The following is a 17,961-nucleotide window of genomic DNA, read 5'->3' as shown; positions in this document are numbered from 1 at the left end:
ATTCGATTCTGCAGAACGGTACGCAAAACCTAAACCGCATCGTGCGGCAAGGGGGGCGTAAGACTCGTGGAGAAATCTTGTGGAACTCAACCAGCTCCGATCCTTTGTTTGTGTGGCGCGTGAACAGAACCTCACCAGAGCGGCGCGCATACTGCACATCAGCCAGTCGGCCCTCAGCACCCAGATTCGGGGGCTGGAGGATTCGCTCGGCATCATCCTCTTCGAACGTCAGGCGCGGGGCATGACGCTTACAGTCAACGGCAAGACCCTGCTCGGTCAGGCCCGGATGATACTTGATGCGGCCGAGAACATGCGGGTAACTGCAGGCAAACTCAATGCGGAGCTGTGCGGAGCCATAACCGTGGGCCTGAACACGGACCCGCTCTATCTGCGGATGCGCGCGCTGGATGCACGGATGGAAAAACTCTATCCCGAGATATCAATTGAGTTCATCACCTCGCAGACCATGGCCACAACCAGCCTGCTGCATGAACGGGTGCTGGATGCAGGCTTCCGCTTCGGCATCAGCCGTGACGAGGGTATATCGGAAACCTTCCTCACAGACGTGCCGCTCGCCGTGGTCATCCCCACCCGCTTTCTGCGACGGGTCAGCAAGGTCTCGGATTTTACGTGGCGGTCTCTGGCAGAATTGCCGTGGCTGTGGACGACCTGCGCATGCCCCTTTCACAAGCTGGTGGCAGACAGAATGGCGGAACACGGGGTAAAACCGCATCCTGTTGCTGATGCGCTTGACGAAGCCATTGTCCGGGAAATGGTGGCCAACGGCAAAGGCGCTTCCATTCTGCGGCGCGACATGGCGGAACTGCTGGAAGCAGAAGGCCTTGCCGCCGCGTGGGATGAGCCGCTCAGCGTACCACTGAGCATTGCCTGCCTCAGTTCAAGAAAGGAAGACCCGCTGATAGCGGCCCTTATTCAGGAAGTACGGTCCATCTGGGCAAAATCATGATCTCGACAATACCGCTGACAGAAACCTCATACGTCCGGAAAAAAATTTCCGGCCCTGCAGCGGCTCCACAGGCTTTTGCCCGTTCCACGCTATCCGCCCAGCGCAGACAACTCCGCCTACCCCTGCCCTCTGGCCTTTTTGAACAGTTTTTCGCGCGCACTTTCAAAAATCACGGCCGTACGCAGCGCGGCAAGCCCGAGGGCAAAGACGGAAAGGATGATGATAAGTCCCTTCTGAATCTGCCACTTCTGCTTCACAAGCAGACCGGTTGCCCATCCCGCTCCGCTGGTCTGCCCATAGTAGATGGTAAGCGGCAAACCGATAAGGGTGAGCACAAGGAAGATCAGCTCCATCCAGAAGAAGGTCTTGCCCAGAATAAGCATAAACAGCGTTGCATCGCGCACCACGCGCAGAAAACGCAGACGACCCTCCAGCAGGATGAGACGCTCCTCTTCCTGCTCGGCCATTTTCTGTGCCCGCTTGAAGGTTTCCGCCACCTGAAAATGCGTTTTGAGCGCCCAGTTCAGGTTGGCCGCGCACAAATTGTACTGCTTATTGAATTCCACCAGCACCTTGGGGAAGGGAAACCACGCGGCTTCATCACGAATGTAGGTGAGGCGGTCCATGAAATATTTGAATTTCTGCTTCAGATCCCGTGCTTCATGATTCACCCGTATCTGCAGGTCGCGGTCAATGCGTTCACGCCCTTGTACCAGCCCCATGAAAGAAACAAAGTTCTTCACCTCGGCCAGCTGCATCAGGCGGCTGATTCTTGCCGAGGCCTGTTCCGCAAAGGGGTGCTCCTCGGGGAACCAGAGCGATATATCGAGCCGCAGCTTCTCCAGCCCTTCCCGCATCTGGCTGGCCTTGGCTTCCGCCTCGGTCCAGGGAACATTCAGGGCGGACAGAATCTGGATATGTCCGCGCTCCATTTCCGGGTCCAGCAACACACGGTTGAACATGTTGGGGTCTTTTTCGATCAGGTTCAGCAAAAAACCCATGGCCTGATCTGCAAAGCCCATCTTCACCTGACAGACAGCCTGGCGGTACAGCGCTTCAAGCCACAGGGGGCAAAGCCGCATGACCTGCTTGTACATGTTGCTGGCCTGCTGAAAACGGCCTTGAATCTCAAGGTTTCTCGCCTGCAGAAACACGTGGTAGCCCTGCAGCAACGGCGATGTGCAGAAGGATTCCGCTTCCTTCCACAGCTGCTGGGCACGGATGAGGTCACCGCGCTCCATGGCAATAAAGCCGTTGATCGTGCGCGAACGGAAATCTCTGGGATAACGGATCTGCACCTGCTGCAAATCCTTTTCCGCATGAATGTGCTCTCCCGCCAGCATGGTACTGAGCGTGTTCCAAACGGGGTTTTCGTCACGGGGAGCCAGATCTTCGACTCCGGCGGGATAATCCTTGCCCCGCGCAAGCCACATACGGCGCATCATGCGGAGCTGGAAGGTATCCGTAACGGCGAAAACGGCCTTCAGGATCAGATGCTCCAATCCTTCTCTGCCGAGAATGGCGGTTATACCCTCCTGCACGTCTCCCTGCAGGGTGTCTTCGATGCGTTTGAATCCGGCATTGAAGGTGTCGAAATCCATGGCGGCCACTTTCTTCCATATACCGGCATCAAGCTCTTCCATATGCCGGGTAGGACAGGCGGCGGGCTCGTGCGTCCGCATGCCGCAGTAGAAGCAGTGGTTGTTGACACCGGCCACCAGCCTGTTGGAAATGGCAACCGGCAGCATGCCCACGGCATCATCACCAACGGTGGAAAGATTGATGTTGCACCAGTCGTCAACGCTGCTCGACTCCACGTTGAAACGGGTGTCGTGCACCTCGAATCCTTCTCCCATGAGATAGGCGTTACGGTAGCTCATGTGCGGGAAGTCGGGCACCAGCTGGTCCCAGTCCAGACGAACCTTCTTGTGCAGTTCGTTATTGAAATTGAGCCCCTTCTTATCCACCAGCGCCTGAACACACGGCCAGTATCGTTCGGGCGTATCTTCCTTCAGGGTGGCAATGAGCGACAGATAGTCCTTGCACCACAAACGCAGGGTGCGCAGGTTTTCAAGCTGGAAGAACACATAGTTCTCGAACAGCATGAACTTCATCTTCAGCCGCTGGAAAACTTGCTCAATCTCTTTGAAGAACTCACGCCAGCCTGCCTGAAATCCTTTTTCCAGAGGATTTCCGAGCGGCTTGAGCACACCGTACCACCCCAGCTGCGACTGGTATGGCAGACGTGGGTCGGCATGGAACATGAACCACGGAACGCTGGCCAGCCCCGTATAGGGCTTGGTTTCATCAAAGGAAAAACCGGGCAACCCCTTGCCGTCCTCGCGTGCTCTGGCGTGCACCCATATTTCCAGATCTTCGGGAACAATGGAGGATTGGGCAGCAATGACCGTATCAACCGAAAGATTTATCTCGCGCTTGCTGCTGAACAGCAGCTTGGCCGGAAATACCTGTGCAAAGACCGGCAGCTTGTTGAACTTGCCCCATATTTCAAGCCGGGCAAGTGCAAGAAAAACATCCGTTGAGAAAAAAAACCATACGGCCTGTCCGCGCTCGCTGGTCAGCAGCAACCCGCCGTAATCCTGCAAAGTCTGCGTGATGGAAAGGTTCAGATCGCCCTCCCAGCTCGTCCATAGGCCGTATCCGGCCGCCACCATTCGGGCTTCCTTGAACTGCGGGAGTTTGCTAAGCAATGTGGACAATCTGGCCATTCTCTATCCCATTCTTACGATCGCGGAGGTTTATTAATGGATATCAACAAGGCCCTTGCCGACCTCAAACGGGAGCCCGGCTTTGCAGACCATGTGGGAATGATGCTCATTCACAACGGCGTAGTACGCAGTTGGTCTCGCAAGGACAAGAATAATGTTGTTGCCGTGCGTGTTACGCCTGATCATGACAGAATTGCCGCCATATGCAAGGAGATGGAACAGCGCGAAGGCATCTTCCGCATCGTGGCCGAGGCCAACGAGGGAGAACTGCACCCCGGTGACGACCTGCTCTACCTCATTGTGGCCGGCGACATCCGTGAAAACGTAAAGGCCGTTTTCGCCGAACTGCTCGACCGGGTTAAAGCAGAGGCAGTAACCAAGCAGGAAGTCTTCGGGTAACCGCATCCCGTCAATCCGCCATCTTTCAGGCGCTGTCGTCACCAACGGCAGCGCCATTTTTTTGTCGTTTCTGCCTGTTTTACCTGTCGTGACAATTCGTTGCAAATTGCATTCCTCACCCAACCTTCATAACTGACGTTCTGAGAAGGACATTGACAGGATTTAAGTTATATAATTATCTATATACATGAACACGCACAACCTCCAGCTGCCAGCCCTGCTCCTGCTCATACTGCTTAACGCATGCAGTTGTCTTGTTGGGACGGCAGAAGCGCGTGATACGGACTACGGGGATATGGATGCTGTTGTCATGCGCATTGTGGACGGAGACACAATCATTGTTGATATTCCCGATCTTCCTCCAGTGATCGGCAAGAATATCGGAATTCGCATTTCCGGCTGTGATACTCCGGAGCTGCATGACAAGCGACCGGAAATGCGGATTCTGGCCATACAGGCCAAATATTTTGTCACCACCCTTCTACAGGGCCGTAAGATACGCCTCAAAAATATAAAAAGGGGTAAATATTTCCGGCTTATCGCCGATGTGGAAGTAGGTGAGAGCAGTCTATCGACATTGCTTATCGACAAAGGGTTTGCCAGACCGTATTCCGGGGGGAAAAGAAACTGGTGAAATACCTGCGGAAACCCCGGTTTGTCGGCAAATGCTCAACCTTGACAATTGGTTGACATGACTGGCAAAGATAATACTGCGGTACTTGTGTTTCGCCAGCCCTGTAATCTTAGACCGACAATGGGTTTATGCGTTGCCAGTGTCGGTTCCCTTTGCCGAGACATATTTCAAGACTGGAGGTCATCGTGCAGCTCAACTTCAACAGAAAACTGTTACTCAGCATTGTGGCGGCTGTTGTCGTCATGCTTCTCTTTTCCGGTGTATATTTCTATGCAACTTCAAAGAGCACCCTCCACACTTTGGGCGAGCACTTCATAGCCTCTCTCATCACGGAACTTGAAGACACGATTGATCTGCAGAACAAGATCACGCAGGAAAAACTGAATGCGGACCTTGTCGTCATGGAAAGAGATATCAAAACTCTCGGCACCATGTTCATCTCGGAAAGTGACACGATCAAGACCACCATCGTGAATCAGGTGACCAAAGAAAAGGAAGAGGTCACCATACCCACCCTGCAGCTTGGGGACGGCCTTTCCGGCATTACGCTCAATGACAACTTCATGCTTGTGGATCAGGTCCAGAAGACTCTTGGGGGTACCGCCACCATTTTTCAGGTACTGCCGGGCAAGCTGCTCCGCGTATCCACCAACGTAAAGAAGCTGGACGGCACCCGCGCCGTGGGCACCTACATTCCCGCAGACAGCCCCGTCTACAAAACCGTGATGCAGGGCGAAACATACCGAGGCAAGGCCTTTGTCGTGAATGACTGGTATGTTACCGCCTACAAGCCCATCAAGGATGAAGAAGGCAAGATTGTCGCCGTCATCTATGTGGGCCGCAGCATGATGACCCCTGAACTCAAGGCTGTCATCGACAAGCTGTCGTACGACGGCAAGGGCGAGACCTTCATCACCCTCTCAGACGGCAAGTATGTTTACGGTAACAATGCAGACGAAGATGCCACCATTACCGACTATGAACACGGCAAGCAGTTCCTCGACTCCAAGGAGGGCATTCTCAAATTTGCCCGTAATGGCGAGCCTTACATTGGGTACAAACGCTATTACAGTGCATGGGACTGGCACATCGGCTTTGCCCTGCCGGAAAAGGAAATGTACCTCGGCGCTGACGACAAGGCCCTCTTTGCCTCGTCGGCCATCATCATAGGCGGGGCTGCCGCAGCCATTGTACTTTTCTCGTTTCTTATACGCTTCCTTCTGCGTCCCCTTAACGACCTTTCCGCAGTTACCAAGCGCATTGCAGACGGCGACCTCAACGCACGCAGTGAATATTCTGCCAATGATGCCATCGGCAACACTGTCGGCTCCGTTAACGCCATGGTGGGCGAACTGAAAAACAGGCTCGGCTTCGCGCAGGGCGTGCTGAACGGCATTCCCACCCCATGTGCTGTTGTGGGACCGGACTTCAAGATTCTCTGGGCAAACCAGCAGGTCTGTACCCTGCTTGAAAAAACCAAAACCCCGACGGATTACATCGGCGTTCGCTCCGGCGAGTTCTTCTGGAACGACGGTGGCAGAGAAACCCTGTCTGACAAGGCAATACGCGAAAAGCGCTCCTTCCACAGCGAGATTGAATACAAAAGCCCCTCAGGCAAGCAGTACCACATCGATGTGAACACCACGCCCTTCCATGATGCGGACGGCAATATCCTCGGCTCCATCTCGTTCTGGTACGACCTGACCGCCGTCAAGGAAAACGAACAGCGCATCAAAGCGCAGAATGAACGTATCGCCCAGACGGCAGCAACGGCCAACAACATTGCCGACCAGGTTTCCGACGCTGCAGGCCAGCTGGCGGAGCAGATTTCCGATGCAACGCAGTCCTCGGCCCTGCAGAGCGACCGTATCGGCGAATCTGCTGCGGCCATAGAGCAGATGAACGCCACCACCCTTGAGGTGGCCCAGAACGCGGGCGAAGCTGCTGAAAAGGCCGAAGAGGCGCAGCAAATCGCACAACAGGGTGCATCCGTGGTGCAGGATGTTATCCGCTCCACCGACGAAGTGCACAGGCACACCCAGCAGATGGAAACCACCCTGAAGGAACTGGGCACGCAGGCAGAAGGCATCGGCCAGATCATCGGCGTCATCAACGACATTGCCGACCAGACGAACCTGCTGGCCCTTAACGCGGCCATTGAAGCCGCGCGCGCCGGTGAGGCAGGACGAGGCTTCGCCGTGGTTGCGGACGAAGTGCGCAAGCTGGCTGAAAAGACCATGACCGCCACCAAGGAAGTGGAAGGCGTAGTCAAGGCCATTCAGGGCAGCACGGCAGGCACCCTCGGCCATATGAAGGATGTATCCAAGCTTGTTTCGCAGAGTGCGGATCAGACCCACAAGGCCGGTGATTCTCTCAACAGCATTGTGGAAACCGTTCTCGGCACCTCCGACAGAGTTCGCTCCATTGCCACCGCTGCCGAAGAACAATCGGCGACGTCGGAAGAAATCACCCGTGCCACGGATGAAATCAACAACCTGAGCCGCGAAACAGCACAGGCCATGGAACAGTCATCGGATGCGGTGAACGAACTGGCAACGCTCGCACAGCAGCTCAAGCAGCTTATCGACGAACTGGCGCAGGATGCCCGGTAACGGCAACCGCCATACAGAACACATGAGGAGGCTCCCGCAAGGGAGCCTCCTTTTTTCTGCCAGATGGTGTTGCAACGGCATCTGATGCAAGTCCGCATTCCGGAACCGGCAGGACCACTATACATGTCCGGTCCGGCAGAAGTTACAAGGCTGTAGGCCACTGCGTGTCAAAGCTGAGATTGTACCGACAGACGGCATTCATGCAGAGCACGTAGTCCAAGCCTTTGTGTTGCTCTTCGTGCCCGCCCTCCCCTTGTTCTGCATCTGATCCTGATTCAGGGATTGCGATATATAGAGTTCCATGGCTCACCACGAAACGTGCACCGCCGTCGGCAACGAACGGCTGCAAAAAAGGAGACCCCCTTGCGGGGGCCTCCTGATCTTTCACTCGTATTCTCCAGCTAACTGGCTAGAAAACCTTGAGTCCCTTGAGCAGAACCAGCACCACCAGCAGCGGCGTAAGGTACCGTACAAGCATGAACCACACATCGATAAGGGCGCTGTTGGAAAGTGCGCCGCAGTTGCTCAGAGCCTTGCGGGACTGGGCAATTCCCCATTTCCAGCCGCAGTAAATACAGATGCAGATGCCACCCACGGGAAGGATAATGTTGGAGCTGAGGAAGTCGTAGATGTCGAAGAAGTTCTTGCCAAGCACAGTCACATCGGAAAGCGTGCTGAACGAGAGCGTTGCCGGAATACCGAACAGGGCAAGTCCCACCGCGGTGGCGACAACAGCCTGCTTGCGGCCCATCCAGCCATTGCCGGAAAGCAGCGCAACAGGCACTTCAAAAAGGGACAGCATGGCACCGATGGTGGCAATGCCGGTCAGCACGAAGAAGACCGTCATGAAGAACTGGCCGAAGGGCAGCGAGCTGAACACGGCAGGCATGGTCATGAACAGCAGGCCGGGACCGGCAGTGGGTTCGAACCCGTAGTTGAACACGGCGGGGAATATGGCGATGCCTGCGAGCAGAGAAACCACAAGGTCTGCCAGCATAACGCGCATGGTGGTCAGCGGAATGTCCGCATCGTTTCTGAAGTAGCTGCCGTAGGTCATCATGGTGCCCATGCCGATGGAAAGCTTGAAGAATGCAAGGCCCATGGCGTTCAGCACCACGTCCACCGTCACCTTGGAAAAGTCGGGACGGAACAGGAATGCAAGGCCTTCGCCTGCCTTGGGCAGCATGAGGGAGCGGATGCACACGCCCACAAGCATGATGAACAGAACGGGCATGAGGATCTTGGTGGTTTTTTCAATACCCTTGGAAACGCCGCCGAGCAGAATGGCACCCACAAGGATGAGCACACCCCACTGCCAGAACAGAGAATGCCACGGATTGGATACCATGGCACCGAAAACGGCTTCGCCCACCTTGGGGTCCACGGTATTCAACTCTCCGCTGACAGCGCGCACGATGAAGGAAAACACCCAGCCCACAACATCGGTATAAAAGGCCATGATGAGAAAGGCGGCCAGCACGCCCGCTGCCCCCACGAGGTACCAGAGGGTGCCGGGAGCCAGCTTCTTCCATGTACCCACGGCATTGGCCTTTGCTTCTCTGCCGAGCATGATTTCACCAATCATGACAGGCAGGCCCACAAGGAACGTGGCAAGCAGATACACGACAAGGAAGGCAGCTCCGCCGCCATCGCCGGTCATGTAAGGAAATTTCCAGATATTGCCGAGTCCCACAGCGGAGCCCAGCGTAGCAGTCAGCACGCCCAGTCGCGTGGCAAACCCTTCCTGATTGTTGATTGCGGACATGAATCCATCCTTGGTTTTAGCGCTTAGCGGGATGCAGGCATCCCATGCCGCACGCCCCCCTTTCCCTGAAGGAACGCGCTTCCCCGATTATCCTCAATGAGTCCGCGCCCAAAGCGGCCCCACCCTCTGCAGCATGTCGTATTCAGCCGAAATTAGTTTCCGCTGACCATTATTTCCATCGAAATCCGCACGACACACTGCAAGGCACATCACCAAGAGTGCCGCGCCTCCTGTAGACTGTTATCCTCACAATTTCAAGATCAATCAACAGACTGTCTGGATTTGACATTTTCCGCAAAACAATCGCAAGCACAATCATAATTATGCAAACTGTTAGCAATTCTACCCTATCCGGATGGTGTCTGCGTCCAACAATATCCCGCATCAGTCTGAACGCAGAATGATGAACCTGCAGCGCCGCCTGCTCCATGGGCAATGCGCAAAAAATAAGTCCCCCCGCCGAAGCGGGGGGACTTATAATCACCCGGTGAGATCGTTGACGAAGTCACATGCAAAATCTCTTTTGCAAAGTCTCAGGCAGCCGCCGTCGGGAGCAACTCAATCCCCCATGGTGACGACGGCAAGTCGCCCGGATAATAACGTATTGATTCTGCCTCCGTGTCAGCGTCTCACGCGTCTACCAGGTAAATTAAATATAAACTCTTCAGGCCCGCTTGTCACGCATGTCAGCCCTAATTTCCTCGCGGACAACGGGCCATTCAGACTCGCACCACCCAATGGGCGTTTGGCGACAGGGGGTTACAGTAAAGAGCATTTCGTTCGCAACGGGACCCTGTTCCGATCCGGAATCGCCCTGCTTGCGCAGGTCTGCAGCGCAGGAAACACGCACGGTCACGTCCTGACCGGACTGGACACTCTTGGGCGAAAACGATGCCGTAAATGCGGCAGCATCTGCGATCTCTTCCTGCGCCCATGCCTTGCCTTCAAACTGTCTTCCCACGGCAATGGGGCCGGGAAAACCGCGCAGGCGGAATATCAGATCGTCATCGCCGCACACCTTGAGCAGCGCGGTGTTGTCCATCTGATTGCGCCCCACGATCATCCATTTGTCCTCCGCCCAGTATTGGCGGCCAATGTTGGACAGCTTGAAGTCACGCACAGAAGGCTTGGGCGAAAATTTGAGCACAGGCCAGTAACGGCGTGCATTTTCCTTTTCCGCCAGCTTGCAGCCACCGCCCGGTGTGGGAACTTCTGCAAAGCCGTAGTGCTTAGCCAGTGCAAGCTGTTCTGAACGTCCGCGCCCCTTGATGCCCAGAAGGCGTTCACGGTCCACCAGACCGCTCAGTTCCACCTCTGTCGGGTCAAGATGCTTGGCGCACAGGGGGCGCAGCAGTACCTCGCGCACGTCCGCATCACGGCGGATGACGTTAAGCGTATCCTGCCGCTGCGACATGGGGCGCTGCCCCAGCACCTCGCCGGAGATAATGAATCTGGCTCCGTAACGGTGCATCATCTCGCTGGCCTTGCGCATCATGATGATCTTGCAGTCCACACAGGGGTTGAGCACCTTGCCGAACCCGTACACAGGGCGTTCCGTCAGCAGGCGGACATAGTCCTCGGAAATATCGACATTCTCGATATCGATGCCGTAAATGGCTTCCCAGTGTCTGCGCTTGTGCGGCTTGCCGAAAAAGGGCGAGACAAAATGCAGGCACTTGACCCGCAAGCCCTGATCCTGAATAACCTTGACCGCCAGAATGGAATCGAGCCCGCCTGAAAGCAGGGCCACGGCATCGTAACGGTTGTCGGCTGAAGTAGTATTGGTATCCGAATGCATGCGAGGCAGATAAGGCGCATCGCCGTAAAAAGCAAGAACTGACCTTGCAGGTTCTGCGCGACTCCTTCTTGCGGATACGAGCGCCTTCACTGCTTACATATATCCTGATCGCCACTCCTGATTGCAGGGCGAAGGACAGGACGAACTACGCACAGACGGCGCCACTCTGAAACCTGTTGGCGATTGTTCGTCCTGCGTTCTCTCAGTGCGCAGAAGTGAGGCGGTAACGACCGAGCACGCTGGCAACATCTCCCCGCTCTTTCATGCGGGCTAACGTCTCAAGAAAACGGTCCACGGCAGGCTGCACTTCCGGAGCCAATGAAAACCCGAAGAGATAGTTGAGCACAGTGTAATTCCCCGCATACACTACCCCCGTTATGTTGTTCTTGCGGATAACGGCATCTCCCACATCCCTGTTCGAGAACACAAAATCCACCCTGTTTCTCGGCAGCTTGAAAAAGCCGGATTCGCTGTCGGGGCGCATGTCTATGGTAAAACTGCGCCGTTGCTTCCACAGCTGGTGCAATGCATGCGAGGTGTTCGAAGGGCCATACACACCGACACGCTTTCCCTGCAGATCACCCGGTCTTTCATATTTTTTTCCCGAATCAACTGTTGCAAAGAAACCATATTCGGTTGTCAGCACCGGCGGCGAGGGGCGCAGCCATGTTGCTCTCTCATCGTTCCAACCCAGCGGGAAGAGCCCTTCGGCATTGCCGTTGCGTACCCTTTCAAGTGCTCTGCCCCACGGCAAAATTGCAATGGGGCACGTCAAACCGGCCTCTGCGCACACCATGTTCACTATATCCGCAAACGGCCCTGCCGCCGTTCCGTTCTCTGCATAGCTGAATGGCGGAAAATCCTGCGAGGCAAACCGCAATACATCCTCCGCCACTGCGGAGCGGGCAGTCAAAAGAAACAGAAGCCCCCAAAACACCCCTGCGAAATAACGCATATGCTCCCTCCCGGCTATAGAGACCATAACCCCGTTTAAAACTCCCTTACCAAAAGATATAGCACACTAAAATGATTAATAACAACCTTGGCCCAATACGGAAGACTCAGGAAGATGAGTTGCCCCGCGGGCCGGCTTCTGCTATGGAAACAGGGCTCAGAATGAACATACATCCGCATCGGAGACCATAGCCAATGGCAAAAAAACCCGTTCAGAACCCCGAAGATCTGCGCCGCGATGCGCTGAATACCGCACTTGGCGCCATTGAGCGCAAATACGGACAAGGCTCTGTCATGCGCCTTGACGACAGCGCGCATGTCAGCATTCCCGTCATTCCGTCCGGCTCCATAGGACTGGACCTCGCACTGGGCGTCGGTGGCATACCGCGCGGTCGTGTGACGGAGATCTTCGGCCCTGAATCTTCCGGCAAGACCACTCTTGCCCTGCATATTATTGCCGAATGCCAGAAAATGGGCGGTACCGCCGCTTTCATCGATGCCGAACACGCACTTGATCCTTCCTATGCCAAGCGCCTTGGCGTGAATACCGAAGAACTGCTGATCTCGCAGCCCGACTATGGCGAACAGGCTCTGGATGTGGCGGACATGCTCGTCCGTTCCAGTGCAGTGGACGTTATCGTCGTCGACTCCGTTGCCGCGCTCATTCCGCAAACGGAACTGGAAGGCAACATGGGCGAAACACAGGTGGGCAGCCAGGCACGCCTCATGTCGCACGCCATGCGAAAGCTCACCGGCACCATTCACAAATCCCGCGCCATCGTCATCTTCATCAACCAGATACGCATGAAGATCGGCACGATGGGCTACGGCAACCCTGAAACGACCACCGGCGGCAACGCGCTCAAGTTCTACTGCTCCATCCGCATTGACGTGCGCCGCATCCAGTCCCTCAAGGACAAGGAAGAGGTATACGGCAACCGCGTACGCGCCAAGATCGTGAAGAACAAGGTGGCTCCGCCCTTCCGCGAAGCCAACTTCGATATTCTGTACGGTCAGGGCATTTCGCGCCTTGGCGAAATCATCGACCTTGGTGTTGAAAACAACGTCATCGACAAAAGCGGTGCATGGTACGCTTTCGGATCCGAACGACTGGGACAGGGCAAGGAAAACGTGCGACTGCTGCTTCAGGAAAATGAAGCACTTGCCAAACAGATTGAAGACAAGCTACTCACCCACCTCGGTGTAAAAGAACCCGCCGTCGTGGAAGCTGACGCAGACTCAGACGCAGAATAAGAAGACTATCCGGCAGTTGACGCTGACAACCGAACGCCGCCCAAGGGCGGCGTTCGTCTAGTTCACAGACTGCCGGTTCGATGCCAGATAGAGTTTTTTTCAAGGGAGCCAACAGTGATCACTGCAAACGAAATCCGCACCAAATTTCTCAACTATTTCCAGTCGAAGGGACACGAAGTGGTCACTTCTTCCGCCCTTATTCCCAACGACGATCCCACCCTGCTCTTCACCAACGCAGGCATGGTGCAGTTCAAGAAGACCTTCCTCGGGCAGGAAAAGCGCGGCTACGTGCGCGCCACCACCTCCCAGAAATGTCTGCGCGTGGGCGGCAAGCATAACGACCTCGAAAATGTGGGCCGCACCGCACGCCACCACACCTTCTTCGAAATGCTGGGCAACTTCAGCTTCGGCGACTATTTCAAAAAAGACGCCATCCGCTTCGCATGGGAATTCATTACCGAAGATCTGAAGCTCCCCAAGGAAAATCTCTACATCACCATCTACAATGATGATGACGAAGCCTTTGCCCTGTGGCAGTCCGAAGCAGGCGTGCCCGCCGAGCGCATCTTCCGCCTTGGCGAAAAGGACAACTTCTGGTCCATGGGCGATACCGGCCCCTGCGGCCCCTGTACCGAAATCCATGTTGATCAGGGCGAGCACATGACCTGCGGCCCCAACTGCGGTATCGGCACCTGCGACTGCGACCGTTTCCTCGAAATCTGGAACCTCGTGTTCATGCAGTTCGATCAGGCTGCGGACGGCACCCGCACCCCCCTGCCCAACCCCTCCATCGATACCGGCATGGGCCTTGAGCGCATTGCCGCCGTATGTCAGGGCGTGAACTCCAACTACGACACCGACCTTTTCCAGGCCATTATCGGCTACACCGCCGAACTGGCAGGCGTGCAGTACAAAAAGCAGAGCGACGATGTGGACACCGCTCTGCGCGTTATTGCCGACCACAGCCGTGCCATCGCCTTCATGATCGCAGACGGCATTCTGCCTTCCAACGAAGGCCGCGGCTACGTACTGCGCCGTCTCATCCGCCGTGCCTACCGGTTCGGCCGCATGATCGGACTCACCGGCACCTATCTGTACAAAACCGCGCTCAAGATCGTGGAGATCATGGGCGACCACTACCCCGAACTGCGCAGCAACGCCGACTTCATGGCCCGCGTGGTGACGGAAGAGGAAGAACGCTTCAACAAGACCCTCGACAAGGGCCTTGCCATGCTGGAAGACGAGCTGGCCTCCCTCAAGGAAGCAGGCAAGTCTCAGGTGCAGGGCGAAACCGCGTTCAAGCTGTACGACACGTTCGGCTTCCCCCTCGACATCGTGAATGACGTTGCCGAAAAGCGCGGGTTCATCGTGGACGAAGAAGGCTTCAAGGCCTGCATGCAGGAGCAAAAGCAGCGCGCCAAGGCTGCATGGAAGGCCGGTGGCAAGGAAACCCTCGCAGCGCGCTTCCAGTCCCTGCTTGAAGAAGGCATGCGCAGCGAATTCATCGGGTACGAATTCCTCAAGGGCGAAGCCCGCATCGCCGTGCTCATGAACGCCGAAGCCGAAGCCGTGGACACACTGGCCAAGGGCACCAAGGGATACATTGTCACCAACCGCACCCCCTTCTACGGCGAATCCGGCGGTCAGCTCGGCGATACCGGCATCATTACCGGTGAAACCGGCAAGGCCAACGTGCTTAACACGCTGAAGCCCAATGCCGAACTCACCGTGCATGAAGTGGAAGTGGTTGAAGGCGAAATCTTCGAGAACCAGGCCGTGAACATGGAGGTTGCCGAGGGCGAACGCATCGCCTCTGCCCGCAACCACACCTGCACGCACCTGCTTCATGCTTCTCTGCGCCGTATTCTGGGTGATCACGTCAAGCAGTCCGGCTCCCTTGTGGGCCCCGACCGCCTGCGTTTCGACTTCACCCACATTGCCGCAATCACCCCCGAAGAACTGCTTGCCATTGAAAACGACGTGAACCGCGCCATCATGGCCGACACGCCCCTCAACACCGAAGAAATGGCCTATGACGACGCAGTCGCCAAGGGTGCCATGGCGTTGTTCGGCGAAAAGTACACTGCCAACGTGCGCGTAGTTTCCGTGGAAGGCGAATCCGTTGAACTGTGTGGCGGAACGCACCTGCGTGCCACCGGTCAGGCCGGCTCCTTCTTCATTACTTCCGAAAGCGGCGTTGCCGCCGGTATCCGCCGCATCGAAGCCGTAACCGGCTGGAATGCCCTGAAGCTGGTCATGGAACACCGTGCCGAGCTGCAGGAAGTGGCCGGCCTCGTCAAGGGCAAGCCCGGACAGGTTGCCAGCCGCGTACAGGCCCTGCAGCAGGACCTGCGCGCCCAGCGCAAGGATATGGAACGCATGGCAGCCAAGGCCGCTTCCGGTCAGGGCGGCGACCTCATGGACAACGTGATCGAGGTGAACGGCGTGAAGGTGCTGGCCGCCAAGGTAGACGCACCCAACGTGAACGCCCTGCGCAACCTGATGGACGATGTCCGCTCCAAGATCGGTTCCGGCATTGCCTGCCTCGCCTCCGTTGAAGAGGACAGCAAGGTAACCCTGCTGGTAGCTGTGACCAAGGACCTTACGGACCGCTTCAAGGCCGGTGCCCTTGTAGGTGCCATCTCTGCCGAAGTGGGTGGCAAGGGCGGTGGGCGCCCCGACATGGCTCAGGCTGGCGGCAACAACCCTGCCGGTATCGAAGCTGCCTTCGCAAAGCTGAAGGAAGTCATCGGCGCCTAACCTGCGCATGTATATACAACAAAAAACGCCCCGCACTGCGGGGCGTTTTTTTATACTTCTTCATGACCGGAACGCGTCAGGGGGTTATCGGTGGAAAGCGTTCATCCACAACCAGCATATCCCGGGGTGACAGCCGCGGTATGCTAAGGTCATATTTCTCATACACATCTGTTACCACGCCCTCTTCCCACAAACGTTCCATGACTTCATCAAAACGATCAACCACGTTTTGTGGCACTTTCTTGTTGAACAAAGCAAAGAGGGGCACGTAAACCCGTTTACCCACGGGATACAGGGTTACTCCCAGATCACGGGCAAGGGTCTGCGCACTGCCCAGCTCTATGGCAATAACACTGACCCGCCCGCTCATCAGCTTTCTCACCATGCTTTCCTGTGTCGGAGCGTCCACATCCCGCCGCAGGCCTCTCACCTGCTCATACAGGGCCTCGGGGTAAGAAAACCCCCGAACGCCACCCCACATGCCGGATAATTCCGCATTCGGTTCTTTTCCGAAGAACTGCCATGCAATGCTGCCTATTGGCTGCTTAGGGTAGACAAATTGTTTTTCCCGCTCCGTATCCCACACTCCTGAAAGCAGTACATCGCACTTGCCCTCTCCCAAAGCGCGCAACCCTCTGCTCCACGGCACTTGAGAAAGCACAAGTTTCTCATCTTTCATCTGTTCCAGAATTGCTGCAAAAAGCTCCAGACTTACACCGGCATACCCGGATTCCGTAACATATTCATACGGCACCCGCCCGGAAATACACACATCCATCGCAAGAGCGGATACTCGTGTTGTACCAAGCCCCGCGGCTATAGTACATGCAGCAATCAATGCACACAGCAGCGTTTTCATAACCTGCTCCTCTCAGTAGAGTGCTGTCGTAGCGTATACCATAAAGAGCATATTTACGGAACTGTCCATGATAACGAAACAGCAACTTGCGTAGACGTTCCGTTCCGCTGCGGCAGATACGAAGCATAAAAAAAGCACTCCGCGCTTGCGGAGTGCTTTCTGCAAAGGAATATATATTCGGCGACGACTAATCGTCGGAATCGTCATCCTGTCCGGACTTGCCGTACTTCACCTTCACGCGAAGGCGCATACCGTTCTTGGTCTGACGGAAAGACACGGAAAAAGTGTCGTACTCGTCAACCTCGATTTCCTTGCCGCCGAGGGCCAGTTTGCCCTGTTCGGCCTGTTCCGCCAACTGGCGCAGCATGGCAGGTACGTCTGCAGCCGTAATGGGCAGCTCAACCTTGCGTTTGCCTGTCTTGGTCATAATAGTCTCCTTCATACCGCTAACACGGTCTTTTCATGAATAGCCAAGAATATACTCAAGCTTACACCGCTTGCATAGAGGGGGTGAAAAATAAAAAAACGGCGCTCCACGGGGAACGCCGTCCAAAAGTCCGACTATCAATACTAACGGCAAATGCGATGCTTGATGCTCACCCCTTCCACTATGAACACAACCGCCTCGGCAATGTTGGTGGAAAGATCCCCCACCCGCTCAAGGCTGCGGGAGGTAAGAATGGTGTTCACGGCCCGCTCCACGGCTGGCGTCTCGCTGTTCATGTAGTTGACGAGGTCCTTGATGACCTGCACGTCCTGCGCGTTGCACTGGCTATCCCAACGGCAGATATCGCGGCCAAGGTCAGGATCGCCTTCGCGGAATGCGGTAATGGCAGCGCGGAACATATCCAGTGCAGTATCACTCAGCTCCTTGAGCTGATCGTGAAACGGCAGGGGCGGTCGGGTGGCAAGAAACATGGCCTTTTCGGCAATGTTGACGGCCTCATCCCCCACGCGCTCGAGGTTCACCGAAACGCGGGTAATGCCGACGATGGAACGCAGGTCAACCGCCATGGGCTGGGCAAGCGCAAGCAGACGAAGACTCAGGTCGTCGATTTCGCATTCCAGCTGGTTGATGATCTGATCGCCGTCTATGACTTTCTGAGCAAGGTCGCCGTCACGGGTCAGGAGTGACTTGCAGGCATCCTCGATGGCTCTTTGCGTATACGCGGCCATCTCAAGAACCTTGACGCGCATGTGGTCAAGCTGTGAGTGAAAATGTGTTTCCAT

The 17,961-nt window shown here is 55.9% G+C and carries 13 protein-coding genes and 1 pseudogene; 7 read left to right on the top strand and 7 right to left on the bottom strand.

Annotated features, from left to right (window positions below):
- Positions 1-79 precede the first annotated feature (79 nt).
- Positions 80-967, top strand: a complete 888-nt coding sequence (locus tag HUV30_RS09660; RefSeq protein ID WP_174405226.1) for a LysR family transcriptional regulator — start codon at positions 80-82, stop codon at positions 965-967.
- A gap of 116 nt (positions 968-1,083) precedes the next feature.
- Here the strand turns inward: HUV30_RS09660 and HUV30_RS09655 are convergent, their stop codons facing one another.
- A complete protein-coding gene (locus HUV30_RS09655) occupies positions 1,084-3,696 on the bottom strand; it encodes a tetratricopeptide repeat protein (protein ID WP_174405225.1) in 2,613 nt (870 codons plus the stop codon).
- Between the two features lie 36 nt (positions 3,697-3,732).
- Between HUV30_RS09655 and HUV30_RS09650 the strand changes: the two genes are divergently transcribed.
- The 4 genes and pseudogenes from HUV30_RS09650 to HUV30_RS18570 all read left to right on the top strand — a co-directional run bounded on the left by HUV30_RS09650 (position 3,733) and on the right by HUV30_RS18570 (position 7,341).
- Positions 3,733-4,095 carry a molybdenum cofactor biosynthesis protein MoaE gene (locus tag HUV30_RS09650; protein ID WP_174405224.1) on the top strand — a complete coding sequence of 121 codons (363 nt, stop codon included), beginning with the start codon at positions 3,733-3,735 and terminating at the stop codon, positions 4,093-4,095.
- Positions 4,096-4,405: 310 nt separating this feature from the next.
- A complete protein-coding gene (locus HUV30_RS09645; protein WP_174405223.1) occupies positions 4,406-4,729 on the top strand; it encodes a thermonuclease family protein in 324 nt (107 codons plus the stop codon).
- A 128-nt stretch (positions 4,730-4,857) separates the two neighbouring features.
- Positions 4,858-6,432, top strand: a pseudogene (locus HUV30_RS18575) (Cache 3/Cache 2 fusion domain-containing protein); the annotation flags it as partial.
- Between the two features lie 195 nt (positions 6,433-6,627).
- Entirely contained in the window at positions 6,628-7,341 is a 714-nt protein-coding gene (locus HUV30_RS18570) for a methyl-accepting chemotaxis protein (protein WP_408639935.1), read from the top strand.
- 409 nt (positions 7,342-7,750) lie between these two features.
- Here HUV30_RS18570 and HUV30_RS09635 read toward each other — a convergent pair whose 3' ends face one another.
- The 3 genes from HUV30_RS09635 to HUV30_RS09625 all read right to left on the bottom strand — a co-directional run bounded on the left by HUV30_RS09635 (position 7,751) and on the right by HUV30_RS09625 (position 11,859).
- Positions 7,751-9,106 carry a sodium-dependent transporter gene (locus HUV30_RS09635; RefSeq protein ID WP_174405221.1) on the bottom strand — a complete coding sequence of 452 codons (1,356 nt, stop codon included), beginning with the start codon at positions 9,104-9,106 and terminating at the stop codon, positions 7,751-7,753.
- A gap of 664 nt (positions 9,107-9,770) precedes the next feature.
- On the bottom strand, positions 9,771-10,904 hold the full coding sequence (locus HUV30_RS09630; protein ID WP_174405220.1) for a tRNA(5-methylaminomethyl-2-thiouridylate) methyltransferase: 1,134 nt from the start codon (positions 10,902-10,904) through the stop codon (positions 9,771-9,773).
- 202 nt (positions 10,905-11,106) lie between these two features.
- Complete coding sequence (locus HUV30_RS09625; protein WP_174405219.1) at positions 11,107-11,859, bottom strand: substrate-binding periplasmic protein; 753 nt, start codon at positions 11,857-11,859, stop codon at positions 11,107-11,109.
- 194 nt (positions 11,860-12,053) lie between these two features.
- Here HUV30_RS09625 and recA point away from each other — a divergent pair, with 194 nt between their 5' ends.
- Together recA and alaS are read left to right on the top strand one after the other, a co-directional pair.
- Positions 12,054-13,112: a recombinase RecA gene (gene recA / locus HUV30_RS09620; RefSeq protein WP_174405218.1), complete on the top strand. Its 1,059-nt coding sequence runs from the start codon at positions 12,054-12,056 to the stop codon at positions 13,110-13,112.
- Between the two features lie 114 nt (positions 13,113-13,226).
- Complete coding sequence (gene alaS, locus HUV30_RS09615; RefSeq protein WP_174405217.1) at positions 13,227-15,872, top strand: alanine--tRNA ligase; 2,646 nt, start codon at positions 13,227-13,229, stop codon at positions 15,870-15,872.
- A gap of 76 nt (positions 15,873-15,948) precedes the next feature.
- On the opposite strand, the gene HUV30_RS09610 is transcribed toward alaS, so the two are convergent.
- From HUV30_RS09610 to phoU, 3 genes are all read right to left on the bottom strand, one after another.
- Positions 15,949-16,731: a substrate-binding periplasmic protein gene (locus HUV30_RS09610; protein ID WP_174405216.1), complete on the bottom strand. Its 783-nt coding sequence runs from the start codon at positions 16,729-16,731 to the stop codon at positions 15,949-15,951.
- Positions 16,732-16,918: 187 nt separating this feature from the next.
- A complete protein-coding gene (locus HUV30_RS09605) occupies positions 16,919-17,158 on the bottom strand; it encodes a hypothetical protein (protein WP_174405215.1) in 240 nt (79 codons plus the stop codon).
- 143 nt (positions 17,159-17,301) lie between these two features.
- Entirely contained in the window at positions 17,302-17,961 is a 660-nt protein-coding gene (gene phoU, locus HUV30_RS09600; protein ID WP_174405214.1) for a phosphate signaling complex protein PhoU, read from the bottom strand.

The sequence above is a fragment of the Desulfovibrio subterraneus genome (genome assembly GCF_013340285.1).
GTDB lineage: Bacteria > Desulfobacterota > Desulfovibrionia > Desulfovibrionales > Desulfovibrionaceae > Halodesulfovibrio > Halodesulfovibrio subterraneus.
Note: the sequence above shows the minus strand (reverse complement) of the source record. Positions and strands in the feature narration are given on the sequence as shown.